Here is a 22,871-nt window from a genome sequence, read left to right as displayed (position 1 = left end):
GGTGCATGACCGCCCGCTACGCCGCCAGTACCCGCTCCAGTGCGCGCTGCGCATTCACCAGATGTTGACCGCCGAACAGAATTGCCCGATTCAACAGGGTATAAAGTTGATACACCGGCTGGCGGTCGAGGAAGTCAGGCGGCAACGGCGAGACCGACTGGTATCCGTCATAAATCTGCGGCAGCTGTTCAGGATGCAGTGGCAGCATAGCGAGGTCGCACTCTCTGTCACCCCAGTAACAGGCAGGGTCGAAGATATAAGGGCCGTCCGGACCCAGCGCACAGTTATCTGACCACAAATCCCCGTGCAACAGTGAAGCCTGAGGCTGGTGCGCGGCAAGACGCTGCTGCACGTGTTCGACAATGGCATCAATGTTGCCAAATTCCAGCCCTTTCTCTGCCGCCAGTTCCAGTTGCCAGCCAATACGTTGCTCTGCAAAGAAGATCGACCAGCGGCGTTGCCAGGCGTTCGGCTGCGGTGTGGTGGAGAGATCGTTGTCGAAATCGAGTCCAAACTGCGGTTGATCGCTCCACTGGTGCAATCGTGCTAGCTGCTGTCCAAGAATAAACGCGTTATGGGCATCCAGAGGGCGAGCGGGGAGATATTCCATGACCAGAAAACTGTAGTCGCGGTCACTGCCCACGGCCCAGACGTGCGGGACGGTGACCGTTTTGCTGCGCGACAGCAGATCCAACTGATCGGCTTCGGCAGTGAAGATGGGGAGAAGTTCACGTTCATCGCATTTAACGAAAAGGTCGCGCCCCGCGTAGCGTAAATGCCACGCGGCGTGGATCTCACCGCCAGGCAGTTCATTACGCAGTTCAATTTCACCTTCACCTAATTGCTCGCTTAAAAGATGACTGATAGCCTGCCACATGATATCTCTCCCATGTTGTCTGCCAGATCATAAAGTTAGCGCAAAACGGCTGTTAAAAAATACGAACTAACGCACACCTGAGCGGTTTAAATTCATACAACGCACTTATTGTTCTTTTTTTCGCCAGCTTTCCCAGGTCTCTACCTCAATATCCGCGTCCTTATCGGTCACACTCTCAGCCAGACTGCTTGCCAGGGCGTGAACCTCCTCGTCGCTGAGGGCGCTTATCAGGCCAAATGTCAGCGTGCCTAAATCATGAATATTGCCCTCGTCGTCCGTGAGGGTGAGCAGAAAATTTGCCCGTGTAAAAGCGTTGTTGAGTTCATTGAGCTCGGTCAGTGACGCTTCATGAATGTTGACGGTAATGACGTAGCGGGTGATGTCACCACTGCTCATAGTTCACCTCATTGTTATCATGAAAGTTTTCTTAGCATAGTCGATAGTACGTTTTTGGCGACTATGGCTCGTCTTTCCCCTCTCTCCGGAAGAGAGAGGTGGCGGTTAATTTTGGGACAGATAATCAACAATTTTTTCGGTGTCAGGCAGCGAACAAAGCCGCGTTCCCTGATTGATGGTTGCAGCGCTACCTGCTGCAACGCCGTAGCGCGTCATCTCCAGCAGCGACGCCCCCTGCGCCAGCTTCAGCGTCATCGCCCCCACCATGCTGTCGCCTGCGCCAACGGTGCTCTGGCTTTTCATGGGGGGTGGCACAACCTGCACATAGCCCGTTCCATCCACGGCCAGCGCACCCTGAGGGCCAAGGGAAACCACCACACGCAATGCCTTGCCGCTGCGTATTAGCTCTTGCGCAGCGTTACGGACGTCATCCGGCTGGGTGAGTTCACGATTCACCAGCGCGCTTAGCTCTTTCTGATTAGGTTTGACCAGCTCAAGGTTGCCCGGCTCCAGGGCGGCTTTTAACGCCTCGCCGGAACTGTCGACAATGCACCGGATGCCCCGTTGCTGGGCTGCCCGAATTAATGCTGTGAGTTTCTCTGTGCTCACGCCCGGCGGCAGGCTGCCGCTGATCACCAGCAAAGCACCCCTTTCAATTGTCAGGACCTTCTCCTCAAGCTGACGAAACTCATCATCACTCAATTTTGCCCCGGGCATGACAAAGCGGTACTGCTCGCCGCTGGACTCAACGTGAACGTGCAGGTTCTGACGCGTCCAGTCGCTGGCCTCTACGGTCTGCACGGCAACCTGTTCGTCTGCCAGCAGAGACACCAGATGTTCACCAGTGGCACCACCGGCAGGAAAAATCGCCGTCGCTTTGCCTCCAAGGTGGGTAATGGCGCGTGCGACGTTGATACCGCCACCACCGGGCTCAAACACCGGGGCGCTACAGCGTAGTTTACCTTCCGGGTAAATCTGTGCGGTTAAGGTAGCGGAATCGAGAGAAGGGGAGAGTGTTAGCGTGTAGACAGGAACCATCATAACCTCCTTTTTGCATGGGTTCCTTTAAGCCTGGCACCAATCGACAGGAAGACAACGTAAATAACAGTATGATTTTAAATATGAATGCTGACAAAAGGGCGGTATTGTTTTTATAAAATAAAAGTCGTTTTGGGATCGTTCTTATTCAAAAAATGAAATAAGAAAACATTGCTATGTTATTTGCGGCTTTTTATAATTTGTTACCTTTCTCTGGACGCCTTGTCATTGATCCTCAAGAAAGTTTCCGAGACCGTGATGGTCTCTTTTTTTGTTGTATGGACTCCTTAATAAAATGAAGCTTTTGAAGACAGTACCCGCTGCAATGATGCTGGTGGGTGGCGTGTTTGCGTCAATGAATGCAATCGCCGATGATACCGTTTTTACTGTCATGGACGATCCCTCCACAGCGCAAAAACCTTTTGAAGGTAACCTGAACGCAGGGTATCTGGCGCAATCCGGCAACACGAAAAGCTCTTCCCTGACCGCAGACAGCACCCTGACGTGGTATGGCAACACCACCGCCTGGTCACTGTGGGGGAATGCCAGCAACACCTCAGCGAATGACGAACGATCGTCAGAGAAATACGCCGTAGGCGGGCGTAGTCGTTACAATATGACCGATTATGATTACCTGTTCGGTCAGGCAAGCTGGCTAACCGACCGCTATAACGGCTACCGGCAGCGTGATGTCTTCACTGCGGGTTATGGTCGCCAGTTCCTGAATGGACCGGTACACAGCCTGCGTTTTGAATTCGGTCCAGGCGTACGTTATGACGAATACACCGACGGTGATACCAAAACCCAACCGCTGGGCTATGCGTCGGGCACTTACGCCTGGCAGATGACCGACAACACCAAATTCACGCAGGGTGTTTCGGTATTCGGTGCTGATGATACGACGCTGAACTCCGAGACGGCGCTGAATGTGGCCATCAATGAACACTTTGGGTTAAAGGTAGCGTACAACGTGACCTGGAACTCAGCACCGCCTGAAACTGCGCCGGATCATACCGACCGCAGGACGACAATTTCTTTGGGTTATAAAATGTAATCTGAATGGGCCGACATTATTTCGGCCCTTTTTTAATTTTTGAAATTGTGCTGATTTATATTAAACGGTGTTTTAAAATAATTGGTCCGAAAATATCCCCATACTTTCTTCATAATTACACCGCTCCCCGAATATTCAGATTATTTGACACGAATTGATAAATAAACTGACTATGCAAAAGTGTGATCCAGATCTACACTGACACTACAGGCAAAATTCAGCCTTAGGTCTTTATGCTCTAATTAGGTATGAGAATAATCATGATGAAAAAAATCAAAACTGCTGCAGCAGCAATGGTGCTTTCAGCACTCTCTTTTGGCGTATTCGCTGCTGATCGCACTGGTATTAGCACCGCCTCTGATGTTGAAGCGGGTTCAAACATCGCCCCGGCGTCACAGTCTACCGGTCAGTCAATGAATGATGCGTTTGACGTGCATACACTGGTAGCCGGTGAGTGGTCCTGATACGTGTTTCAGTTTTAAACTTCACCGTAAAAAACCGGATTGTGATGTACCGGTTTTCATCACATCAATGCTGTAAAGATATTCAAAGATTTTTCAGGGTTTGATGTCTTATTACTTTTGCTTGCAATGCGTTAACACTAACCCCATATCATTGCAGCCCAGCGCAATAACAACATTGCACCGCAGATTGCAATTAATACGACCACCATTTTCCAGTGCTTCGCGGCAAAGCGTTTTGTTGGCATAACCTCTTCCTTGTCAGTTTATTGTTCCAGTCTACCAAAAAAATGCGGTAAAAAGCGCATTATTCGGGACAACGGGTTATGTCACGGCATTGATTCATGTCAGAACCAATGGAATCTGTCGGCAAGAATCAACACTAGACCGGCAGCGGAAAGGATATTCAATATCACAACGGTTCTACTGGACACATTCATGTGATGCCCCTTGGGTGTGTAAGGACCTGTTCAAGAATAGCTCAGCACTTTTGAATTGCGAGCCATGGTTCGCGAAAGTTCCTTCACTCATACCGATGAGTGAAGGTTCAAACTGGTCGCAGAGGGTGCATTCGCCCTTTCATTAGTGTTACCATTAGGGTGCTTGCCGTAAATCCGCATTTGTCTGAAATCGGCGGGAGCATGATGACGAGCCAATTTGACGATTGTTGGTCAGATGGTTTCGTAATCTATTGTTAAATAATGATTATTTTCTTTGTATATGCTCTTATGTGTGGGGCATCACTGCAAATAAGGATATAAAATGCCTGTAATTACTCTTCCTGATGGCAGCCAACGCCATTACGACCACGCTGTTAGCCCAATGGATGTTGCCCTGGATATCGGCCCTGGACTCGCGAAAGCGACCATCGCTGGCCGTGTAAATGGTGAGCTGGTTGATGCGTCCGATCTGATCGAGAGCGATGCGACGCTGTCTATCATCACCGCGAAAGACGAAGAAGGTCTTGAGATCATTCGTCACTCCTGCGCGCACCTGTTAGGTCATGCGATTAAACAGCTGTGGCCAAACACCAAAATGGCGATCGGTCCGGTTATCGACAACGGCTTCTACTATGACGTTGACCTCGATCATACCCTGACCCAGGAAGATATCGACGCGCTCGAAAAACGTATGCACGAGCTCGCCGAAACCAACTATGACGTCATCAAGAAGAAAGTCAGCTGGCACGAAGCGCGTGAAACCTTCGTGAAGCGCGGTGAGAACTATAAAGTCTCTATTCTTGACGAAAATATTTCGCATGATGACAAGCCTGGTTTGTACCATCACGAAGAATACGTCGACATGTGCCGTGGACCGCACGTGCCGAACATGCGCTTCTGTCATCACTTCAAGCTGATGAAGATCGCGGGCGCCTACTGGCGTGGCGACAGCAACAACAAGATGTTGCAGCGTATTTATGGTACCGCATGGGCAGATAAGAAAGCCCTGAGCGCGTACCTGCAGCGCCTTGAAGAGGCTGCGAAGCGTGACCACCGTAAAATCGGTAAGCAGCTTGACCTGTATCATATGCAGGAAGAAGCGCCGGGTATGGTGTTCTGGCATAACGACGGCTGGACTATCTTCCGTGAACTGGAAACCTTCGTTCGCTCCAAGCTGAAAGAGTACCAGTACCAGGAAGTGAAAGGCCCGTTCATGATGGACCGTGTGCTGTGGGAAAAAACCGGCCACTGGGACAACTACAAAGATGCGATGTTCACCACCTCGTCTGAGAATCGTGAGTACTGCATCAAGCCAATGAACTGCCCGGGTCACGTTCAGATCTTCAACCAGGGTCTGAAATCCTACCGCGACCTGCCGCTGCGTATGGCGGAGTTCGGTAGCTGCCACCGTAACGAGCCATCAGGTGCGCTGCACGGTCTGATGCGCGTTCGTGGCTTTACTCAGGATGATGCGCATATCTTCTGTACTGAAGATCAGGTACGTGACGAAGTTAACGCCTGTATTCGTATGGTCTACGATATGTACAGCACCTTTGGCTTCGAGAAGATCGTGGTCAAACTCTCAACGCGTCCGGAAAAACGTATCGGTAGCGATGAGACCTGGGATCGCGCAGAAGCGGATCTCGCCGTGGCGCTGGAAGAGAACGGCATTCCGTTCGAATACCAGCTGGGTGAGGGCGCATTCTACGGTCCGAAAATTGAATTTACCCTGTATGACTGCCTCGATCGCGCATGGCAGTGCGGTACTGTACAGCTGGACTTCTCCCTGCCGCAGCGTTTAAGCGCCTCTTATGTTGGCGAAGACAACGAGCGTCAGGTACCGGTAATGATTCACCGTGCAATTCTCGGTTCTCTGGAGCGCTTCATCGGCATCCTGACCGAAGAGTTCGCGGGCTTCTTCCCAACCTGGCTTGCGCCAGTGCAGGTCGTGGTGATGAACATTACCGATTCTCAGGCGGATTACGTTAAAGAATTGACGCAGAAACTACAAAATGCGGGCATTCGCGTAAAAGCAGACTTGAGAAATGAGAAGATTGGCTTTAAAATCCGCGAGCACACTTTACGTCGTGTCCCGTATATGTTGGTCTGTGGTGATAAAGAGGTGGAAGCAGGCAAAGTTGCCGTTCGCACCCGCCGTGGTAAAGACCTGGGGAGCCTGGACGTAAGTGAAGTGATTGAGAAGCTGCAACAAGAGATTCGCAGCCGCAGTCTTCAACAACTGGAGGAATAAGGTATTAAAGGCGGAAAACGAGTTCAAACGGCACGTCCGAATCGTATCAATGGCGAGATTCGCGCCCAGGAAGTTCGCTTAACAGATCTTGAAGGTGAACCACTGGGAATTGTGAGTCTGAGAGAAGCGATCGAAAAAGCTGAAGAAGCTGGAGTAGATTTAGTTGAAATCAGCCCTAACGCCGAACCGCCAGTTTGTCGTATCATGGACTACGGCAAGTTCCTTTATGAAAAGAGTAAGTCTTCTAAGGAACAGAAGAAGAAGCAAAAAGTTATCCAGGTTAAGGAAATCAAATTCCGTCCTGGTACCGACGATGGCGATTATCAGGTAAAACTCCGCAGCCTGATTCGCTTTCTGGAAGATGGCGATAAGGCCAAGATCACACTGCGTTTCCGCGGTCGTGAGATGGCCCACCAACAGATCGGTATGGAAGTGCTTAACCGCGTCCGTGAAGATCTGAGTGAACTGGCAGTAGTCGAATCCTTCCCTACGAAGATCGAAGGCCGCCAGATGATCATGGTGCTCGCTCCTAAGAAGAAACAGTAAGGCCTTCAAGCAGCAAAATCTGTGGAGCCTTCGGGTTTCATAGGTTTTGTTCGCCTATGTTTCGTTTATTTAACAATGCGAAGTGGAAGTTATTAAGATGCCAAAAATTAAGACCGTACGCGGTGCTGCTAAGCGCTTCAAAAAAACCGGTGGTGGTGGATTTAAGCGTAAGCACGCAAACCTGCGTCATATTCTGACCAAAAAATCTACTAAGCGTAAACGTCACCTGCGTCCAAAAGGCCTTGTTTCTAAAGGCGATCTGGGTCTGGTTATCGCGTGCCTGCCGTACGCATAAGCCGTTAACGTTTAATTTTTTTACTAAGAATATAGATACAGGAGAGCACACATGGCTCGCGTAAAACGTGGTGTAATTGCACGTGCACGTCACAAGAAAATTTTGAAACAAGCTAAAGGCTACTACGGTGCGCGTTCACGCGTATACCGCGTTGCCTTCCAGGCTGTTATCAAAGCAGGTCAGTACGCTTACCGTGACCGTCGTCAGCGTAAGCGTCAGTTCCGTCAACTGTGGATTGCGCGTATCAACGCAGCAGCACGTCAGAACGGTATTTCTTACAGCAAATTCATCAACGGCCTGAAAAAAGCCTCTGTTGAAATCGACCGTAAGATCCTGGCTGACATCGCAGTATTCGACAAAGTAGCGTTCACCGCTCTGGTCGAAAAAGCGAAAGCAGCACTGGCATAAGCCAGTTGAGAGAGGGAGCTTTGCTCCCTCTTTTGTTTTAACATCATCAGAACATTGACTTTTACCCGTCCAGGCTTTTCAATAAGGTCTTTACGGTTTTTACCACATAAGGTAACGCAAGCATGAATGCTGCTATTTTCCGCTTCTTCTTTTACTTTAGCACCTGAATTCAGGAGGCTAGCGCGTGAAAGATGAAACGAAAAACAGCGCCAGATAAGCCTCCCGATGGAGGCTTTTTTTGTGTCTAAATTCGAGAGAATAAGTCCACCAAATCGGTGTCTGCACCGACATAATGAGGAAAACCATGTCACATCTCGCAGAGCTGGTTGCCAGTGCAACGGCCGCCATTAACCAGGCCTCAGATGTTGCCGCGTTAGACAATGTCCGCGTCGAATATCTGGGCAAGAAAGGGCATTTAACCCTTCAAATGACTACCCTGCGTGAGCTGCCGCCGGAAGAACGCCCGGCAGCGGGTGCGGTGATTAACGAAGCCAAAGAGCAGGTACAGCAGGCGCTAAACGCGCGTAAAGCTGAACTCGAAAGCGCGGTGCTGAATGCGCGTCTGGCGGCGGAAACCATCGACGTTTCTCTGCCCGGTCGCCGTATTGAAAACGGTGGTCTGCACCCGGTAACCCGTACCATCGATCGCATTGAAAGTTTCTTCGGTGAGCTCGGCTTTACCGTGGCGACTGGCCCGGAAATTGAAGATGATTATCACAACTTCGATGCCCTGAACATTCCTGGCCATCATCCGGCACGCGCTGACCACGACACTTTCTGGTTCGACGCTACGCGTCTCCTGCGTACTCAGACCTCCGGCGTACAGATCCGTACCATGAAGGATCAGGAGCCGCCAATCCGTATTATCGCGCCGGGCCGCGTCTATCGTAACGACTACGATCAGACCCACACCCCAATGTTCCACCAGATGGAAGGTCTGATTGTTGATAAAAACATCAGCTTCACCAACCTGAAGGGTACGCTGCACGATTTCCTGAACAACTTCTTTGAGGAAGATCTGCAGGTTCGTTTCCGTCCGTCCTACTTCCCGTTCACCGAACCGTCTGCGGAAGTTGACGTGATGGGTAAAAACGGCAAATGGCTGGAAGTGCTGGGCTGCGGTATGGTGCATCCAAACGTGCTGCGCAACGTGGGTATCGATCCGGAAGTGTACTCCGGCTTTGCCTTCGGTATGGGCATGGAGCGTCTGACCATGCTGCGCTACGGCGTGACCGACTTACGTGCATTCTTCGAAAACGATCTGCGTTTCCTCAAACAGTTTAAATAAGGGCAGGACAGAACAATGAAATTCAGTGAACTGTGGTTACGCGAATGGGTGAACACGACGCTCGACAGCGAAGCACTTTCTAACCAGATCACCATGGCGGGTCTGGAAGTTGATGGCGTCGATCCTGTCTCGGGTGCTTTTACCGGCGTGGTGGTGGGTGAAGTGGTCGAGTGCGGCCAGCACCCTAACGCTGACAAACTGCGCGTGACAAAAGTGAACGTGGGCGGTGACCGTCTGCTGGATATCGTCTGCGGTGCGCCAAACTGCCGTCAGGGCCTGAAGGTGGCCGTGGCGACCGTCGGTGCGGTGCTGCCGGGCGATTTCAAAATTAAAGCGGCTAAGCTGCGCGGCGAGCCGTCTGAAGGCATGCTGTGCTCCTTCTCCGAGCTGGGTATTTCCGACGACCATAACGGCATTATCGAACTGCCGCTGGATGCGCCGATCGGAACCGATATCCGCGAATACCTGAAACTTGATGACAACACCATCGAAATCAGCGTGACGCCAAACCGCGCCGATTGCCTGGGCATCATCGGCGTGGCGCGCGACGTTGCCGTGCTGAACCAGACTGAACTGAACGCGCCGGAGATTGCGCCGGTTGAAGCGACCATCAGCGACACGCTGCCAATCCAGGTTGAGGCTGCGGATGCTTGCCCGCGCTATCTGGGCCGCGTGGTGAAAGGTATTAACGTTAAGGCGCCAACGCCGCTGTGGATGAAAGAGAAGCTGCGCCGCTGCGGTATCCGCTCTATCGATGCGGTTGTTGACGTAACCAACTACGTTCTGCTGGAGCTGGGCCAGCCGATGCACGCGTTCGATAAAGATCGTATCGACGGCGGCATCGTTGTGCGCATGGCGAAAGAGGGCGAAACCCTGGTTCTGCTGGACGGCAGCGAAGCCAAACTGAAGGCTGATACTCTGGTGATTGCTGACCACAGCAAAGCGCTGGCAATGGGCGGTATCTTCGGGGGTGAACACTCTGGCGTGAACGATGAAACGCAAAACGTTCTGCTGGAATGCGCGTTCTTCAGCCCACTCTCCATTACCGGCCGCGCACGCCGCCACGGTCTGCATACCGATGCCTCTCACCGCTACGAGCGCGGCGTTGACCCGGCTCTGCAGTACAAGGCGATGGAACGTGCGACTCGCCTGCTGATCGACATCTGCGGGGGAGAAGCGGGTCCGGTTATCGACGTGACCAACGAAGCGACGCTGCCTAAGCGTGCCACCATTACCCTGCGCCGCAGCAAGCTGGATCGCCTGATTGGCCACCACGTTGCCGATGCACAGGTTACCGACATTCTGACCCGTCTGGGCTGTGAAGTGACCGAAGGCCAGGACGAGTGGAAAGCCGTTGCGCCATCATGGCGTTTCGACATGGAAATTGAAGAAGATCTGGTGGAAGAAGTGGCCCGCGTTTACGGCTACAACAATATCCCTGACGAGCCGGTACAGGCGGGTCTGGTGATGGGCACCCACCGTGAAGCCGACCTGTCCCTGAAGCGTGTGAAAACCATGCTCAACGACAAAGGCTATCAGGAAGTGATCACCTACAGCTTTGTTGATCCTAAGCTGCAGCAGCTGATCCACCCGAGCCAGGAGGCGCTAATCCTGCCAAGCCCGATCTCCAGCGAGATGTCCGCGATGCGTCTGTCCCTGTGGACCGGCCTGCTCGGCACTATCGTGTACAACCAGAATCGTCAGCAAAACCGCGTGCGCATTTTCGAAAGCGGTTTGCGCTTTGTACCGGATACTCAGGCGAATTTAGGCATCCGTCAGGATCTCATGCTGGCGGGGGCTATCAGCGGTAACCGCTATGAAGAGCACTGGGATCTGGCAAAAGGTACGGTTGATTTCTACGATATGAAGGGCGATCTGGAAGCCATTCTCGATCTGACCGGTAAATTATCTGAAATTGAATTCCGCGCAGAAGCGAATCCAGCCCTGCATCCGGGCCAGAGCGCGGCGATTTATTTAGACGGTAAACGCGTTGGTTTCATTGGAGTTGTTCATCCGGAGCTGGAGCGTAAGCTGGACCTGAATGGCCGTACCATCGTGTTCGAGCTGGAGTGGAACCCGGTCGCAGACCGCGTCATTCCTCAGGCGCAGGACGTATCACGCTTCCCGGCGAACCGCCGTGATATCGCGGTTGTCGTCGCTGAAAACGTGCCCGCAGCAGATATTTTGGCCGAATGTAAGAAAGTTGGCGTAAATCAGGTAGTTGGCGTAAACTTATTTGACGTGTACCGCGGCAAGGGCGTAGCAGAAGGTTTCAAGAGCCTCGCTATTAGCCTTATCCTTCAGGATACCAGCCGTACACTCGAAGAAGAGGAGATTGCCGCTACCGTTGCCAGATGTGTAGAGGCATTAAAAGAGCGATTCCAGGCATCATTGAGGGATTGAACCTATGGCGCTTACAAAAGCTGAAATGTCAGAATATCTGTTTGATAAGCTTGGGCTTAGCAAACGGGATGCCAAAGAGCTGGTAGAGCTGTTTTTCGAAGAGATCCGTCGTGCTCTGGAAAATGGTGAGCAGGTAAAACTCTCCGGTTTTGGCAATTTTGATTTGCGAGACAAAAACCAACGTCCGGGTCGCAACCCGAAGACGGGGGAAGATATTCCCATTACAGCCCGCCGCGTGGTGACCTTCAGACCCGGCCAGAAGTTAAAAAGCCGTGTCGAAAACGCAACGCCTAAAGCAGAGTAATATGAACTAACTAAAAAGGCCGCTATTGCGGCCTTTTTTCTTTGCGCTCTTCTGCAAACCCACCGTAAAATCAATTACATCTCACGTGACTAAAACCATACCCATGCTTGATTTTGCCCATCGCCAGCACCTTTCCGATCGACGTCGCCTGCTTCTGCTTGCGCTGCTGCTCATTGTGGCCGCTGTCGTTAGCCTGTGCGCGGGCGACAGGTGGCTGGGGCCGGAAAGCTGGCTGGGTCCGGATGGCCAGCTTTTCGTCTGGCAAATACGCCTGCCGCGCACGCTGGCGGTGATCCTGGTGGGGGCCGCGCTGGCGCTGTGCGGTACCATCATGCAGGCGCTGTTTGAAAATCCGCTGGCGGAGCCCGGGCTGCTTGGCGTGTCGAATGGGGCTGGCGTGGGGCTGATTGCGGCTGTCATGCTGGGGGGCGGGGCGCTCTCAGCGTGGAGCATTAGCTTTAGCGCTATTCTCGGCGCCTTGCTGATAACCCTCATTCTTCTGCGTTTTGCCAGACGGCATCTGTCGACCAGTCGGCTGCTGCTTGCCGGGGTGGCGCTGGGGATCATCTGCAGCGCGTTAATGACCTGGGCGGTCTATTTTTCAACGTCGTTCGATTTGCGCCAGCTAATGTACTGGATGATGGGCGGATTCGGTGGCGTCGACTGGCGGCAGGGCTGGCTGATGGCGCTGTTGATCCCGGTCATACTGTGGACCGCTTTTCAGGCACAGCCGCTGAATATTCTCGCGCTCGGCGAAACGTCGGCTCGCCAGCTCGGCATGCCGATTAGCTTCTGGCGCAATGCGCTGGTGATTGCCATTGGCTGGATGGTGGGGGTGAGCGTGGCGCTGGCGGGGGCGATTGGCTTTATCGGGCTGGTTATCCCACATATGTTGCGTCTGTGCGGTATTACCGACCATCGGACGTTACTCCCGGCCTCGGCGGTTGCCGGGGCGGCAACGCTGCTGGTGGCTGACATCATCGCCCGACTCGCCCTGAGCGCAGCCGAACTGCCGATTGGTGTAGTGACCGCTACGCTGGGCGCGCCGGTATTTATCTGGCTACTCTTAAAAGCTGGACGTTAAATCACTACCCGTAAGACAACCTGAGGGAATGCTATGCAGACTGATATTCTGAATACCGAAGTGACCACCATTGACGGCGAGAAAACCACGCTGGAAGGCTACAAGGGCAACGTGTTGCTCATCGTCAACGTGGCATCTAAATGTGGCCTGACGCCGCAGTACGAACAGCTGGAGAACATTCAGAAAGCCTGGGAGAAAGACGGTTTCACCGTACTGGGCTTCCCGTGCAACCAATTCCTGGGTCAGGAGCCGGGCAGCGAAGAGGAGATTAAAACCTTCTGCAGCACCACCTATGGCGTGACGTTCCCGCTATTCAGCAAGATCGACGTCAACGGTGAAGACCGCCACCCGCTCTATGCGAAGCTGGTGGCCGCAGCGCCGACCGCCGTGGCGCCAGAGGGCAGCGGTTTCTATGAACGTATGGCAAGCAAAGGGCGTGCGCCGCTCTATCCTGACGATATCCTGTGGAATTTTGAAAAATTCCTGATTGGTCGCGACGGTCAGGTTGTCCAGCGTTTCTCACCGGATATGACGCCTGAAGATCCGATCGTCATGGAGTCTATCAAGCTGGCGCTGGCGAAATAATGACGTTGCTGATGCAGCTCACGGACGTCGCCGATAAGGGACGTCTGGAGCCGGTAACCGGTGCTATCAATGCCGGAGAAATCCTGCATTTTGTTGGGCCAAATGGGGCCGGTAAAAGCACGCTGCTGGCACGCATGGCGGGCTTGACCTCTGGTCCGGGTGAGATCGTGCTGCAGGGGCACGCCCTTGCCGACTGGTCACCGGTATCGCTGGCACATCGGCGTAGCTATTTAGTTCAGCAGCAGGTGCCACCGTTTGCGATGCCGGTCTGGCACTATCTGATGCTGCATCTGCATGATAAAAACAGCCCCACGCTGCTCTCGGATGTCGCGACGGCGTTAGGGTTAGACGATAAACTCACCCGTCACGCCAGCCAGCTCTCCGGTGGGGAGTGGCAGCGCGTGCGTCTGGCCGCGGTTATCCTGCAGATCCATCCGGCAGGAAATCCTCACGGACGCTTGCTGCTTCTGGACGAGCCGATGAGCGGTCTGGATGTCGCCCAGCAGGCGGCGCTGGATACCCTGCTAAGCGGGTTGTCCCGTCAGGGGATAGCCGTCGTCATGAGCAGTCATGACCTGAACCACACGCTGCGTCATGCCCACAGGGTCTGGCTGCTGTCGCGAGGCAAAATGATTGCCAGCGGCGCGCGTGACCAGGTTCTTACGCCCCCAAATCTTGCCCGCGCCTACAATATGTCGTTCCGCAGGCTGGACATAGAAGGGCATAAGATGCTGATTTCTACCGCGCAAGAGTAACCGTTTCTTGCCTGGTAGCCTACTTGCACGCTAAATTACAAAAAGAATAAAAAAGCAGAGGATTCGTCTGGACATGCGATTCTGGTTTCTCTTTGTGGCAGCGCTCTTTCTTGCGGGATGCAGTAGCCATCGTGCGCCACCCCCTAACGCCCGGCTCTCGGATTCAATCACCGTGATTGCCAGCCTGAACGACCAGTTAAGCAACTGGCGCGGCACGCCTTATCGCTACGGCGGTATGAGCCGCGGCGGCGTGGACTGTTCTGGTTTTGTTCTGATGACCTTCCGCGATAAGTTTGATTTGCAGCTTCCGCGTGAAACGCGCAAGCAAGCTGAAATAGGTACGGAAATCGACAAAGATGAGTTACTGCCTGGCGACCTGGTCTTTTTCAAAACCGGTTCGGGTGAAAGCGGTCTCCATGTTGGCATTTACGATACGGACAACCAGTTTATTCATGCTTCGACCAGCCGTGGGGTGATGCGCTCTTCGCTCGATAATGTCTACTGGCGTAAAAATTTCTGGCAGGCGCGGCGTATTTAGTCGCTGCTTGACAGCTCAACGCTGGCGGCTGGGTCACTAATAAACTCTGCCGCTTTTAATCATATAAGATGATTAAAGTTAAATTTACGAAGAATTACTTATGTCCATATGTATCTGTTTTATCTAAAACTGGCTATTACACAGCAACCAGGATAAGATTAATTTAGATTCAGGGATAAATCTGAAAAATAATACGGAACTGATGAAATTAATCTTATTAAAATCAAGACAGTGGAATTGTGTCGTCAATTGCTCCAGGATGTCCTCTCTCATCTTTAATGCGGGGCGAGTGCAATGATTATTACGCTAGATAATGCCTACAAGTCTGAACTTTTGCTGCAGCCTGCGCGTAATAGCGCCGGGGAGCTTAAAGGTTTAGAGCTTGTGGTTAACTTTGCTGGCGTTGACACGGAAGTGAGGATCCCTACTGAACTGGTTATCCCGCGTCTTTCACCCGCAGAAGAGTTAGTGCTGTTTCAAGAGAAACTGCAATTGCTCGACACCTGTAAACTGTTCTTTATTCAGCATCAGTTAATTGCATGGATCAATATTACACCTGTAATAGTTGAGTTTTTATTAACTAATGGAAATGCTGTTTCATTACTTGAGCGCTATCCTTTTCTTGAGTTTACTGTTAATGAGAACTATCCAGGTTTAAATAATGGAAAAGATGATCTGAACCTGGCGAGAATGGCAATCCATTTCCCTTTAGTGCTGACAAACTTTGGTGCAGGTGCAGCATCTCTCAAAGCGGTTTATGACGGTTTGTTTAAGCGCGTAATACTGGACAAGGGTTTTATCCAGCAGCGGGCTGCAGCGCTTTCTTTTGAGCCCTTTATGCGCGCTATTCTCTGGCAAATCACCCCGCACTGCCAGTCGGTTATGGTATCCGGGATTGACGATCACAGCCTGTTGCAGCGCGTGCTGACGTTTAATTTTGGCGCGATGCAGGGAAATCTCTGGCCTGCCGTACCGGCAGAGCAGGTGACAACGCTCGTTCAATGATAACCCTTCTCTTCGCCCGTGTTTAAGACCCGCTAAACCCTCTACACTAAAAGCAGGAGGACCTATGACCCTGTCTTTTACTGCACACTGGCATGACGAGTTGCCTGGCTTTTATACCGCACTCAAACCTACACCGTTACACCATTCCCGTCTTATCTGGCATAACGAGCCGCTGGCTGACGAACTGGCGATCCCGCCTGACCTGTTCCAGCCTGCAGAAGGGGCTGGCGTCTGGGGCGGCGAAACGCTTTTGCCGGGCATGCAGCCATTGGCTCAGGTCTACAGCGGCCACCAGTTTGGCGTCTGGGCGGGGCAACTGGGTGATGGCCGGGGGATCCTGCTCGGTGAACAACAGCTTCCCAACGGGAAGACGGTTGACTGGCATCTGAAAGGTGCAGGTCTTACCCCCTATTCGCGAATGGGCGACGGGCGCGCGGTGCTGCGCTCAACGATCCGCGAAAGCCTGGCGTCGGAAGCCATGCATGCGCTGGGGATCCCTACCACGCGCGCGCTGTCCATTGTTACCAGCGACACGCCGGTTGCGCGTGAGACGATGGAGCAGGGGGCAATGCTGGTCCGCATCGCTGAAAGCCATGTGCGCTTTGGTCATTTTGAACACTTTTACTATCGCCGCGAGCCGGAAAAAGTCCGACAGCTTGCAGACTATGCCATTCGCCGCCACTGGCCACAGTTGCAGGGTGAAGCGGAAAAGTATGTTCTCTGGTTCCGCGATATCGTCTCCCGTACCGCCTCAATGATTGCCCGCTGGCAGACCGTCGGGTTTGCACACGGGGTCATGAATACCGACAACATGTCCCTTCTGGGACTCACCTTCGATTACGGTCCGTATGGCTTCCTTGATGATTACCAGCCGGGTTACATCTGTAACCATTCGGACTATCAGGGACGCTACAGTTTTGATAATCAGCCTGCTGTAGGGTTGTGGAATCTACAACGCCTTGCGCAAAGCCTGTCGCCTTTTATTGACGTCGATGCCCTGAACGATGCGCTCGACGGTTATCAGGAGGTTCTGCTGCGGGAGTATGGTGCGCTGATGCGCAACAAGCTGGGCCTGCTGACCCAGGAGAAGGGTGATAACGAATTACTGAACACCTTGTTTGCGCTGATGGCGCGGGAAGGCAGTGACTACACCCGCACCTTCCGGATGCTGAGCCAGACGGAGCAGAACAGCGCGGCGTCACCGCTGCGTGACGAGTTTATCGACAGGCAGGCGTTTGACGACTGGTTCACGCTCTACCGCTCGCGGCTTCAGCAGGAGCAGGTGGACGATGCAACCCGCCAGGAGAAGATGAAGGCCGCGAACCCCGCAATGGTGTTGCGCAACTGGCTGGCGCAGCGGGCGATTGAGCAGGCAGAGCAGGGGCAGTACGACGAGCTACACCGCCTGCATGTGGCGTTGCGCACGCCGTTTGCCGACCGGGACGATGACTACGTCAGCCGCCCGCCTGACTGGGGCAAGCGGCTGGAAGTGAGCTGCTCAAGCTAGGGGGCGAGAAACACCTGCGGCGCGGCGTGAGCCGGATGTTGACCCACGTGCAGCTGTGCGCCATACCAGTGGGCCAGCGCATCGGCCTGCAGGACGGCCTCCGGTGTGCCTCCGGCGACCAGCCTGCCGTTATGCAACAGCAGGATCCTGTCTGCCCACAGCGCCGCCAGATTGAGATCGTGCAGCACTACGCAGACGTGCAGATCCTTTTGACGGGTCAGCGACCTCAACAGCCGCAGCAGATACTGCTGATGGTAGAGATCCAGCGCGGAGGTGGGTTCATCCAGGAACAGCCAGCCGCGCGGAGCACCGTCGCACCAGAGCTGCGCCAGCGCGCGCGCAAGCTGGACACGCTGCTGTTCGCCACCGGAAAGCGCCGCAAATTGCCTTCCGGCAAGCGGTAAACATTCGGTGATCCGCATGATTTCCTGAATCACTGCCGCTTCAGGCGTGCGCGTCCACGGGGCGCGGCCCATGCCGATAACGGCCTCCACCGGCCAGTCAAATCCCAGCTGCGTGTTTTGTCGCATCACCGCCCGCTGGCGGGAAAGTGCGTCCGGACGCCATGCGCTGAGGGGTTTCCCCGCCAGAAGACAGTGCCCGCTGGCAGGCTTGAGATAACCCGTTAACAGCCGTAATAACGTCGATTTCCCGGCACCGTTCGGGCCAATTAACGCGATCAGTTCACCCTGCGACAATGACAGCGAAATGTCGTTGATTATCGTGCGTCGTCCCGCCTGAAAAACAATATTTTCAGCGCAATAGCGGTCAGCCATGTTGCCCTCCACGACGGAAGATAAGCCAGAGAAACCAGGGTGCTCCAAGAAGGCTGGTCAGCAAACCGACCGGCATTTCTGCTGGCGCGACCAGCGTTCGCGCGGCCGTATCCGCAACCAACAGCAGCGAAGCTCCGGCGAGGACCGAGCCGGGGATCGCGGCCCGGTGATCCGCGCCCAGCCACATACGCATCAGATGCGGCACCACCAGCCCCACAAAGCCGATCACGCCGCTGATCGCCACTGCGGCAGCAACCAGCAGGGCGCTGCACAGCAGCAGGATCCGCTGTACGACGGCGACATCCACACCCAGGTAGTGCGCTTCCTCATCACCGAGTTGCAGCACGTTGAGCGCGTTCGCCAGCCGCCAGATAACCAGAACGGTGGGCACCATCAGCGAGGTAACGGCCAGCAGTGTAGACCACTGCGCCTGACCAAGGCTGCCCATTCCCCAGAGCGAAAGCTGGCGAAGCTGCGCATCGTTACTCACCCAGGAGAGGACGCCGACCGCCGCACCGCACAGGGCGTTTATCGCAATGCCAACCAGTAACAGACGTGACAGGGAGCTGTTACGCTGCTGGCTGAGCAGGAAGATCGCAACGGTCGCTGCCAGCGCGCCGAGAAAGGCTGCCAGCATCGGGGCGTAGAGCATCACCAGGGCAGGTAACGAGAGCGGAAGAACGACCCATAGCGCGACCGCCAGCGCCGCGCCGCTGCTGATGCCGAGCAAACCCGGATCCGCCAGGGGATTGCGAAACAGTCCTTGCATCACACACCCCGCCAACGCCAGCGACCCGCCGATGACCAGCGCCAGCAGCACGCGAGGCAGGCGGATCGTCAGCCAGATTTGACGCAGCGCCTCGTCGCTGCCGTTCCACAGCAGGCTGACCGGCAGGCGCAACGCACCAAAGCCGGTGGCCGTGAACGTCAAAAGGGAGAGCAGGGCAGCCAGCAGCCACAGTGAAACCGTAACCCGTCGGGACATCAGGGGAGTTGCTCCGCTTTGGCGCGCAACTGCTGGATCGCTTTCGGCGTTCGCACGCTAAAGCCCAGCAGCGCCATGTCATCAATCGCCAGCACCTGTCTGTACCGCCCGGCTGGCGTTTGCGCCAGACCCGGCAGCGTCCACAGATTTTCTTCACCGCCCAGCGCCCGCACGCCGTCCTGCGAAATCACCACAAGGTCGGGCTGGCTGGCAATCACGCCCTCCTGCGACAGCGGCTGATAGCGGGAAAATCCCTGCATAGCGTTCTGTAAACCCGCCGCACGGATGGCGGCATCCGCGCCGGTCTGCTGCCCGGCAGCCATGGCGGTCATCCCGCCGTGGTTAAGAATAAACAGCACCCGCTTGTTCAGCGACGACCCAGGCAGTGCGGCCAGCTCCGCACGCAGCGTTTTGCGCAGGATTTCTCCCTGCGCCTGCTGGTGCGTTGCTTCGGCTATCGTCCGGACTTTCTCGTCAATCACGCTCAGGGCGTTACTGGCGGGAACGGTGACCACCCTGACGCGGCTTTGCTCAACCTGCTTCAGCGCCAGAGAGGGCTGAGCCTGAGCGCTCGCCAGCACCAGCGTGGGACGCATGGACAAAATCCCCTCTGCATTAAGCTGGCGCAGATAACCCACGTCTGGCAGGTCGTTCGCCGCCTGCGGCCACTGGCTGGTGCTGTCGCGCGCGACCAGAGAAGACTGTGCGCCAAGGGCATAAACGATCTCCGTGACGTCGCCGCCGAGGGTGACAATTTTCTCCTGCGTGGCGGCAAACGCCACCAGAGGCAGAGCGCTTAGCAGGGCAAACCAGCTTTTCATGCGGCCATTCCTTTTGGCGTCAGGGCGTCAATCTGGCTGCGCCACTGGCTCTGCTCCGGCTCGCCTTCGGTACGCTGGCCGTACAGCTGGGCGATTTGCGTACCGTCGGCGGCAAACAGTTCCAGGCTGGTGACGTGGCCATCTGCGGTCGGCTTGCGCGTTACCCAGCTCTCCGCGACGGCGTCTTCCAGCAGATGCAGCGTAAAGGTGGGGTTAAAGATATTCAGCCAGCCTTTCATCGGTACGACTTTTTCCACCGCGCCGGTGAAGATCTGCACGCAGCCGCGGTTGCCCACGAAGACCATGATTTCGTTACCGTCCTGACGTGCCGTTTCCAGCAGCTGCCCCAGCGCGCTGTTCTCAACTTTGCAGGCGAGGTCGTCGCCCACCAGACGAAACGCCTGCTGGCGGCTGAGGTTATGGCGCTTCAACAGGCTGAAGAACTGATGAACGTCGGTCATGGCGCGCCACTCTTTGTCCACACGCGCGGCATCCGCATTCTCAGCGTGAGGCGGGGCATCGGCAGCCTTCAGCTCAAGCGGCGGGTTATCGGCAAAGATAAAACGGGTCAACACGTCGCCCCAGGCAGAGACGTCGGTATTGTCCGTGGTATACACCTTCAGCAGGGCATCGCCCTGACGATCGAAAAACTGAATGCTCTGACGCTCACCGCGTGCGGTGGTTTCGCTGATGTGAAACACGCTCGCCCACTGGTTGAGGAACAGGCGCAGATCCAGCGCGCGCGGGTTCAGCACCAGCCCGGCGTGGCCGTTCAGGTGCTGGTTGGTAAAGCTCCCGATCTGCTCGTGCACGGCGTATTCGTTGCGGCAGATACATTTGGTTTCGCCCACAGCCTCCAGCGCGCCTAAAATCTCGCGGATTTCACCGTGCAGTCGCCAGGCGTCGTGACCTACGCGGGCAAAGGTCAGCTCCGCTTCGCTGATGTTCATTAACCCTGCGATGTCACGCGCGTATTTACCCGGATTGTCTTCTTTTAACTCAAGCCAGCGTGTGTAGTGATTCATTGTCTCTTCCTTCTCAATATGCATTACCACTGATAACTCACGAAAATCTTACCGTTACGACCGTCCTGCGGGATCCCCTGCGGGGACCAGTACGCTTTGTCGAAGGCGTTGCCCAGCACCAGCGTAGTGGTCACGCCTTTGAGCTGTTCCTGACCTTTATAGCTGACGTAGAAATCATTGACCGCATAGCCCGGCTGTTTACTGTAGCTGCTGCTGATATGCGTTGAGCGATCGACAAAAGTACCGATCCAGCCGACGGAGAACCCGCTTTGCGCCACCGGGATATCCAGCTTGCTTGTGACGGTGTCCGGGTTAATGCTGGAGATATACTCGCCGGTGTTGGTGTCTTTGCCGCGCGTGCGGTTGTAGGCCACGTCGAGGTTGAACAGGTCGGCGGCGTATTTCGCCATTACGTCCCATCCCCAGATTTTGGCGTCGGGGACGTTATAGGACATGGTGGTCGCCGCGGCAAAATCGACGGTGGTGGAGATGTAGTCTTTGGCTTTGGTATCGAAATAGCTGGCCTTAAACTCCAGCGCATCGTTGGCAAGCATCAGATCGTCAAAGCGCAGACCAAAACCGAACTCCTGGGTTTTGTTGGTTTCCGGGCGCAGATTCGGGTTAGGTACCCAGTAGTTGGTGTAAAAGCTGCCGATGGAGAAGTGTTTCGCATCGTTATACATCTCGCCCATGGTAGGCGCGCGGAAGGCCTGCGCATAAGAGCCGAACAGCATCAGCCAGTCGGTTGGGCTGACGGTTAACCCGGCGCGGGATGACCACTTATCGGCATCCACATCGTCGTAACCCTCGCTGCTGCCGCGATAATTGTCGTAGCGCGTACCGCCCAGCAGGGTCACGGGCAGATCGCGCAGGGTGATCTCATCCTGCAGCCAGCCGGAGCTGAAATCGATTTTGGCATTCGGGAAGCCGGTTGTCGCACCGCCCGGGCGTTGCTCCTGACGATAGTATTCGCCGCCGTAGGTCAGGAGATGGGACGCAAAGGAGTCGCTGAACAGACGGGTGCGGTTTTCCACTTTGCCGCCTTTGGTGGTCTGCTTGCGGAACTCGCCGGTGCCGTCGACGTTCTGGGCGTTAATGCGCGCTTCGGACCAGTAGACTTTTGCATCGGCGTTCAGCCAGTCGTTACCTTCCGGGGCAAGGTGGTAGCCAAGCTGCGCATCACGCTGGATGGTGGAGCGGTCGGTCATGGGATTGCTGCTGTCGGACGCGTCGGTGGTTTGCGGGTTTTTCGGCTCCTGCGCGTCGTTGTTGTAGTAGCGCAGGGAGCCGCTCAGGGTTTGAGCCGGGTCGATTTTCCAGCTCCCTTTTGCCAGCATGTTATTAATGGATTCGTCGTTAGGCGCCGTTGCACCGTCACTCTGGCGAATATCACCGCGATCCCGGCTCGACCATGCCACCAGACCGTCCAGCGTCTCGGTACGGCCGTAGGCGCTGGCACCCATTCCGATGCTGTGATCGCCCGTCGCGCCCGTACCAAACACGCGGTAGCCGCTGTTCTTGCCTGGCTCGAGCAGATCGTTGGCGTCGGCGGTGTCATAGGAAATCACGCCGCCCAATGCGCCGCTGCCGTACAGAAGAGCGGAAGGACCGCGCACCACTTCGATACGTTTGATCAGCGCCGGGTCGAGGAAGGTGCTGTTGAGGTGGCCGGTATCGGTTCCCTGACGCACGCCGTCGACCAGGACCAGCACGCCGCGACGGTCGTAACCGCGCAGGTTGACGTCCTGACCATTCGTGCGGCCGGTGCCGTCCAGCGTCAGACCGGGGACCTTGCGCAGCAGGTCGGCGGCAGAGCTGGCGGTCTGGTTTTCCGGGGCGGTGGCGTCAATGACGCTGACCATCATCGGCGCCTCAAAGGCGCTGCGGGCGTTGCCGGTGGCGGTTACGGTGATGTCGTCTGTGGCGGCAAACGCAGCCCCCGGCAGGGTGCTGACAATCGCCAGCGCCAGAAGTGACGGACGTAAAGACGTGGAATGCAGGTGTGGCATAGCAACTCTCCATAAGAATT

The 22,871-nt window shown here is 55.0% G+C and carries 26 protein-coding genes and 1 other annotated feature; of the genes, 16 read left to right on the top strand and 10 right to left on the bottom strand.

The genetic code is table 11. The features are described from left to right. Positions 1 to 16: 16 nt before the first annotated feature. The 3 genes from HV355_RS15025 to pfkB all read right to left on the bottom strand — a co-directional run bounded on the left by HV355_RS15025 (position 17) and on the right by pfkB (position 2,311). Positions 17 to 877, bottom strand: a complete 861-nt coding sequence (locus HV355_RS15025) for a fructosamine kinase family protein (RefSeq protein WP_182402482.1) — start codon at positions 875 to 877, stop codon at positions 17 to 19. Between the two features lie 105 nt (positions 878 to 982). Continuing rightward, positions 983 to 1,273 carry a type V toxin-antitoxin system endoribonuclease antitoxin GhoS gene (gene ghoS, locus HV355_RS15020; protein ID WP_182402480.1) on the bottom strand — a complete coding sequence of 97 codons (291 nt, stop codon included), beginning with the start codon at positions 1,271 to 1,273 and terminating at the stop codon, positions 983 to 985. Between the two features lie 105 nt (positions 1,274 to 1,378). Then, a complete protein-coding gene (gene pfkB, locus HV355_RS15015) occupies positions 1,379 to 2,311 on the bottom strand; it encodes a 6-phosphofructokinase II (protein WP_010426105.1) in 933 nt (310 codons plus the stop codon). A gap of 295 nt (positions 2,312 to 2,606) precedes the next feature. Here pfkB and HV355_RS15010 point away from each other — a divergent pair, with 295 nt between their 5' ends. Together HV355_RS15010 and HV355_RS15005 are read left to right on the top strand one after the other, a co-directional pair. Further along, the gene (locus HV355_RS15010; RefSeq protein ID WP_010430164.1) at positions 2,607 to 3,365 is read left to right on the top strand and encodes a YdiY family protein; all 759 of its coding nucleotides are present in this window, start codon (positions 2,607 to 2,609) and stop codon (positions 3,363 to 3,365) included. Between the two features lie 263 nt (positions 3,366 to 3,628). Further along, on the top strand, positions 3,629 to 3,829 hold the full coding sequence (locus tag HV355_RS15005) for a hypothetical protein (RefSeq protein WP_010426103.1): 201 nt from the start codon (positions 3,629 to 3,631) through the stop codon (positions 3,827 to 3,829). A gap of 137 nt (positions 3,830 to 3,966) precedes the next feature. Here HV355_RS15005 and yniD read toward each other — a convergent pair whose 3' ends face one another. Continuing rightward, on the bottom strand, positions 3,967 to 4,074 hold the full coding sequence (gene yniD / locus HV355_RS15000; protein ID WP_010426102.1) for a small membrane protein YniD: 108 nt from the start codon (positions 4,072 to 4,074) through the stop codon (positions 3,967 to 3,969). A 99-nt stretch (positions 4,075 to 4,173) separates the two neighbouring features. After that, entirely contained in the window at positions 4,174 to 4,266 is a 93-nt protein-coding gene (yncL, locus tag HV355_RS14995) for a stress response membrane protein YncL (protein ID WP_071985389.1), read from the bottom strand. A 322-nt stretch (positions 4,267 to 4,588) separates the two neighbouring features. On the opposite strand from yncL, the gene thrS reads away from it, so the two are divergent. The 14 genes from thrS (at position 4,589) to selO (ending at position 17,235) form a co-directional block, all read left to right on the top strand. Further along, a complete protein-coding gene (gene thrS, locus HV355_RS14990) occupies positions 4,589 to 6,517 on the top strand; it encodes a threonine--tRNA ligase (RefSeq protein WP_182402478.1) in 1,929 nt (642 codons plus the stop codon). A gap of 3 nt (positions 6,518 to 6,520) precedes the next feature. Further along, entirely contained in the window at positions 6,521 to 7,063 is a 543-nt protein-coding gene (infC, locus tag HV355_RS14985; RefSeq protein WP_059443439.1) for a translation initiation factor IF-3, read from the top strand. Between the two features lie 97 nt (positions 7,064 to 7,160). Next, complete coding sequence (gene rpmI, locus HV355_RS14980) at positions 7,161 to 7,358, top strand: 50S ribosomal protein L35 (RefSeq protein WP_003030583.1); 198 nt, start codon at positions 7,161 to 7,163, stop codon at positions 7,356 to 7,358. Between the two features lie 51 nt (positions 7,359 to 7,409). Continuing rightward, positions 7,410 to 7,766, top strand: a complete 357-nt coding sequence (gene rplT, locus HV355_RS14975) for a 50S ribosomal protein L20 (RefSeq protein WP_000124850.1) — start codon at positions 7,410 to 7,412, stop codon at positions 7,764 to 7,766. Positions 7,767 to 7,883: 117 nt separating this feature from the next. Next, positions 7,884 to 8,008, top strand: a sequence feature (Phe leader region). Then, a complete protein-coding gene (pheM, locus tag HV355_RS14970; RefSeq protein WP_001386830.1) occupies positions 7,889 to 7,933 on the top strand; it encodes a pheST operon leader peptide PheM in 45 nt (14 codons plus the stop codon). Its footprint overlaps the feature before it by 45 nt. A 62-nt stretch (positions 8,009 to 8,070) precedes the next feature. Continuing rightward, complete coding sequence (gene pheS / locus HV355_RS14965) at positions 8,071 to 9,054, top strand: phenylalanine--tRNA ligase subunit alpha (protein WP_010426091.1); 984 nt, start codon at positions 8,071 to 8,073, stop codon at positions 9,052 to 9,054. Between the two features lie 15 nt (positions 9,055 to 9,069). Beyond that, positions 9,070 to 11,457, top strand: coding sequence for a phenylalanine--tRNA ligase subunit beta (gene pheT, locus HV355_RS14960; protein WP_182402476.1), 2,388 nt, complete (start codon positions 9,070 to 9,072; stop codon positions 11,455 to 11,457). 4 nt (positions 11,458 to 11,461) lie between these two features. After that, on the top strand, positions 11,462 to 11,761 hold the full coding sequence (gene ihfA / locus HV355_RS14955) for an integration host factor subunit alpha (protein ID WP_003857805.1): 300 nt from the start codon (positions 11,462 to 11,464) through the stop codon (positions 11,759 to 11,761). Positions 11,762 to 11,864: 103 nt separating this feature from the next. Beyond that, positions 11,865 to 12,845 carry a vitamin B12 ABC transporter permease BtuC gene (gene btuC / locus HV355_RS14950; RefSeq protein ID WP_108416811.1) on the top strand — a complete coding sequence of 327 codons (981 nt, stop codon included), beginning with the start codon at positions 11,865 to 11,867 and terminating at the stop codon, positions 12,843 to 12,845. A gap of 33 nt (positions 12,846 to 12,878) precedes the next feature. After that, positions 12,879 to 13,430, top strand: coding sequence for a glutathione peroxidase (locus tag HV355_RS14945; RefSeq protein ID WP_042714875.1), 552 nt, complete (start codon positions 12,879 to 12,881; stop codon positions 13,428 to 13,430). Continuing rightward, on the top strand, positions 13,430 to 14,185 hold the full coding sequence (gene btuD, locus HV355_RS14940) for a vitamin B12 ABC transporter ATP-binding protein BtuD (RefSeq protein ID WP_126815368.1): 756 nt from the start codon (positions 13,430 to 13,432) through the stop codon (positions 14,183 to 14,185). The genes HV355_RS14945 and btuD overlap by 1 nt, the downstream gene beginning before the upstream one ends. Positions 14,186 to 14,258: 73 nt before the next feature. Continuing rightward, complete coding sequence (locus HV355_RS14935) at positions 14,259 to 14,723, top strand: NlpC/P60 family protein (protein WP_108416813.1); 465 nt, start codon at positions 14,259 to 14,261, stop codon at positions 14,721 to 14,723. 294 nt (positions 14,724 to 15,017) lie between these two features. Next, positions 15,018 to 15,728, top strand: coding sequence for an EAL domain-containing protein (locus tag HV355_RS14930; RefSeq protein ID WP_126815369.1), 711 nt, complete (start codon positions 15,018 to 15,020; stop codon positions 15,726 to 15,728). A 64-nt stretch (positions 15,729 to 15,792) separates the two neighbouring features. Next, positions 15,793 to 17,235, top strand: a complete 1,443-nt coding sequence (gene selO, locus HV355_RS14925; RefSeq protein WP_182402474.1) for a protein adenylyltransferase SelO — start codon at positions 15,793 to 15,795, stop codon at positions 17,233 to 17,235. Here the strand turns inward: selO and HV355_RS14920 are convergent. From HV355_RS14920 to HV355_RS14900, 5 genes are read right to left on the bottom strand one after another with little or no spacing between them, the layout of a single operon-like run. Next, entirely contained in the window at positions 17,232 to 18,011 is a 780-nt protein-coding gene (locus HV355_RS14920; RefSeq protein WP_109080997.1) for a heme ABC transporter ATP-binding protein, read from the bottom strand. The genes selO and HV355_RS14920 overlap by 4 nt on opposite strands. Continuing rightward, the gene (locus HV355_RS14915) at positions 18,004 to 18,996 is read right to left on the bottom strand and encodes an iron ABC transporter permease (RefSeq protein WP_182402472.1); all 993 of its coding nucleotides are present in this window, start codon (positions 18,994 to 18,996) and stop codon (positions 18,004 to 18,006) included. Before HV355_RS14915 ends, HV355_RS14920 begins: the two co-directional genes overlap by 8 nt. Next, positions 18,996 to 19,817 carry a hemin ABC transporter substrate-binding protein gene (locus HV355_RS14910; RefSeq protein ID WP_182402470.1) on the bottom strand — a complete coding sequence of 274 codons (822 nt, stop codon included), beginning with the start codon at positions 19,815 to 19,817 and terminating at the stop codon, positions 18,996 to 18,998. Before HV355_RS14910 ends, HV355_RS14915 begins: the two co-directional genes overlap by 1 nt. Then, entirely contained in the window at positions 19,814 to 20,842 is a 1,029-nt protein-coding gene (gene chuS / locus HV355_RS14905) for a hematinate-forming heme oxygenase ChuS (RefSeq protein ID WP_182402467.1), read from the bottom strand. Before chuS ends, HV355_RS14910 begins: the two co-directional genes overlap by 4 nt. Positions 20,843 to 20,865: 23 nt before the next feature. Next, a complete protein-coding gene (locus tag HV355_RS14900) occupies positions 20,866 to 22,851 on the bottom strand; it encodes a TonB-dependent hemoglobin/transferrin/lactoferrin family receptor (protein WP_120158851.1) in 1,986 nt (661 codons plus the stop codon). Between the last annotated feature and the right edge of the window lie 20 nt (positions 22,852 to 22,871).

The organism is Enterobacter sp. RHBSTW-01064, from assembly GCF_014103035.1.
Taxonomy (GTDB): Bacteria; Pseudomonadota; Gammaproteobacteria; order Enterobacterales; family Enterobacteriaceae; genus Enterobacter; species Enterobacter mori.
This window is presented reverse-complemented; position numbering and strand designations above follow the sequence as displayed.

Coding starts and splice junctions, on each gene's coding strand:
- HV355_RS15025 (WP_182402482.1), bottom strand. CDS start 877: ATGTGGCAGGCTATCAGTCATCTTTTAAGCGAGCAATTAGGTGAAGGT.
- ghoS (WP_182402480.1), bottom strand. CDS start 1,273: ATGAGCAGTGGTGACATCACCCGCTACGTCATTACCGTCAACATTCAT.
- pfkB (WP_010426105.1), bottom strand. CDS start 2,311: ATGGTTCCTGTCTACACGCTAACACTCTCCCCTTCTCTCGATTCCGCT.
- HV355_RS15010 (WP_010430164.1), top strand. CDS start 2,607: ATGAAGCTTTTGAAGACAGTACCCGCTGCAATGATGCTGGTGGGTGGC.
- HV355_RS15005 (WP_010426103.1), top strand. CDS start 3,629: ATGAAAAAAATCAAAACTGCTGCAGCAGCAATGGTGCTTTCAGCACTC.
- yniD (WP_010426102.1), bottom strand. CDS start 4,074: ATGCCAACAAAACGCTTTGCCGCGAAGCACTGGAAAATGGTGGTCGTA.
- yncL (WP_071985389.1), bottom strand. CDS start 4,266: ATGAATGTGTCCAGTAGAACCGTTGTGATATTGAATATCCTTTCCGCT.
- thrS (WP_182402478.1), top strand. CDS start 4,589: ATGCCTGTAATTACTCTTCCTGATGGCAGCCAACGCCATTACGACCAC.
- rpmI (WP_003030583.1), top strand. CDS start 7,161: ATGCCAAAAATTAAGACCGTACGCGGTGCTGCTAAGCGCTTCAAAAAA.
- rplT (WP_000124850.1), top strand. CDS start 7,410: ATGGCTCGCGTAAAACGTGGTGTAATTGCACGTGCACGTCACAAGAAA.
- pheS (WP_010426091.1), top strand. CDS start 8,071: ATGTCACATCTCGCAGAGCTGGTTGCCAGTGCAACGGCCGCCATTAAC.
- pheT (WP_182402476.1), top strand. CDS start 9,070: ATGAAATTCAGTGAACTGTGGTTACGCGAATGGGTGAACACGACGCTC.
- ihfA (WP_003857805.1), top strand. CDS start 11,462: ATGGCGCTTACAAAAGCTGAAATGTCAGAATATCTGTTTGATAAGCTT.
- btuC (WP_108416811.1), top strand. CDS start 11,865: ATGCTTGATTTTGCCCATCGCCAGCACCTTTCCGATCGACGTCGCCTG.
- HV355_RS14945 (WP_042714875.1), top strand. CDS start 12,879: ATGCAGACTGATATTCTGAATACCGAAGTGACCACCATTGACGGCGAG.
- btuD (WP_126815368.1), top strand. CDS start 13,430: ATGACGTTGCTGATGCAGCTCACGGACGTCGCCGATAAGGGACGTCTG.
- HV355_RS14935 (WP_108416813.1), top strand. CDS start 14,259: ATGCGATTCTGGTTTCTCTTTGTGGCAGCGCTCTTTCTTGCGGGATGC.
- HV355_RS14930 (WP_126815369.1), top strand. CDS start 15,018: ATGATTATTACGCTAGATAATGCCTACAAGTCTGAACTTTTGCTGCAG.
- selO (WP_182402474.1), top strand. CDS start 15,793: ATGACCCTGTCTTTTACTGCACACTGGCATGACGAGTTGCCTGGCTTT.
- HV355_RS14920 (WP_109080997.1), bottom strand. CDS start 18,011: ATGGCTGACCGCTATTGCGCTGAAAATATTGTTTTTCAGGCGGGACGA.
- HV355_RS14915 (WP_182402472.1), bottom strand. CDS start 18,996: ATGTCCCGACGGGTTACGGTTTCACTGTGGCTGCTGGCTGCCCTGCTC.
- HV355_RS14910 (WP_182402470.1), bottom strand. CDS start 19,817: ATGAAAAGCTGGTTTGCCCTGCTAAGCGCTCTGCCTCTGGTGGCGTTT.
- chuS (WP_182402467.1), bottom strand. CDS start 20,842: ATGAATCACTACACACGCTGGCTTGAGTTAAAAGAAGACAATCCGGGT.
- HV355_RS14900 (WP_120158851.1), bottom strand. CDS start 22,851: ATGCCACACCTGCATTCCACGTCTTTACGTCCGTCACTTCTGGCGCTG.